The sequence below is a fragment of the Vibrio sp. 03_296 genome (assembly GCF_002265885.1).
On sequence record NZ_NPKW01001167.1, the window covers coordinates 1 to 1,301 of the forward strand.

Here is a 1,301-nt window from a genome sequence, read left to right on the forward strand (position 1 = left end):
GCCTAAACCAAGTTTCCGCAGACCACTTTCACCACCAAAACTCACTGCAAACCAAAAATGCCACGCGGCATGAATCYCTCTTAAACGCCTTGTTATGCTTAAGCTTCAATGAGTTACGTTTTACTCAAAACAAGATTAACTCGACTTTGATTTACAAACAAAAACCAAAACGTAGAAAACCGAAATGAATCATAGTTTTGATAATCAGACTAGGAATTTTGGCAAATCTGGTTTGAAGTTTGAAAACCTAAAATGGATTTCTGATTGAGCCAACCGCCCTAACCTCGCGATTGCCCGAGAATTGAATGAGGCAATTCTCTGAATTTCTAGCGCCAAAGAATATGCGTCCGAAAAACAGCGCTCACAAAAGCCGGCTTGCCGACAAACACAAAACCAATCAGCCAAGGGAACAAAGAAAAACCATAACCAACTGATTTTACTTGATTAAGCATAACGCCGCGTTAAGGGGTGAATGCCGCCTAAACCAACTTTCCGCAGACCACTTTCACCACCAAAACCACCGCATACCAAAAATGCCACGCGGCATGAATCCCTCTTTAACGCTTTGTTAGGCGCGCAGCTGCAATTGGTAAAAATCGGTTTCATCATGCTTCGGATTAGGGCGACAATATACCCAACCATTACGCTTATAGAACCTTAACGCCCTTGCGTTCGTTCTACTCACGGAAAGCACAGCACGATTACAGCCAGCTCGTGCTAATTCTGATTCGAGGTAGACCTGAACTTGCTGGCTCAAACCAGAACCGCGAACTTCAGGCAACAAGTAAACTAAATGAACATAACCGGTCTCTGGCTCGGGTGAAAAAGAACGAAACTCTAACTGCCCTACCAATTTTCCATCCAACCAGATATGGATGTAAAACCAACCTGCTCCAGATTGCCTTTCTTGAACTCGTTCTCGATAACCTGCTATGAAATCATCAAAACCCGAAAAGGTCTCGAAASTGCAATAGTAAGCATCCTTTCGAGCAGCTACGCAAAAATCATAATCTTGCGCCAAATTGATCACTTTAAATTCTACGTTCATCCCTAATCCTAAAGTGAATAGCGCCTAACGCCGCGTTAAGGGGTGAATGCCGCCTAAACCAAGTTTCCGCACACCACTTTCACCACAAAAACTCACTGCAAACCAAAAATGCCATGCGGCATGAATCCCGCTTAAACGCTTTGTTATGCAAATGTTCTAACGGCAAAACGTATCTATATACAAAGCCTCAACCTTGTCTCTCAGCCACTGTGTGCGACGCCAAAACTTGAGAGAAGATTTGATTAGATGGATT

General features: G+C 43.4%; 5 protein-coding genes. All 5 read right to left on the reverse strand.

The genetic code is table 11. The features are described from left to right. The coding region (locus CIK04_RS30620) for a DUF3265 domain-containing protein (RefSeq protein WP_142995047.1) at positions 1–96 on the reverse strand (96 nt) is incomplete at its 3' end. Between the two features lie 348 nt (positions 97–444). Next, positions 445–606, reverse strand: coding sequence for a DUF3265 domain-containing protein (locus CIK04_RS30625; protein ID WP_128824608.1), 162 nt, complete (start codon positions 604–606; stop codon positions 445–447). After that, positions 569–1,048 carry a GNAT family N-acetyltransferase gene (locus tag CIK04_RS30630; RefSeq protein ID WP_128824775.1) on the reverse strand — a complete coding sequence of 160 codons (480 nt, stop codon included), beginning with the start codon at positions 1,046–1,048 and terminating at the stop codon, positions 569–571. Before CIK04_RS30630 ends, CIK04_RS30625 begins: the two co-directional genes overlap by 38 nt. 24 nt (positions 1,049–1,072) lie before the next feature. Further along, positions 1,073–1,195: a DUF3265 domain-containing protein gene (locus CIK04_RS30635; RefSeq protein WP_097353760.1), complete on the reverse strand. Its 123-nt coding sequence runs from the start codon at positions 1,193–1,195 to the stop codon at positions 1,073–1,075. 9 nt (positions 1,196–1,204) lie between these two features. Then, positions 1,205–1,301 (reverse strand): VF530 family DNA-binding protein (locus CIK04_RS30640; RefSeq protein ID WP_128824776.1); only part of this gene is annotated, 97 nt, incomplete at its 5' end.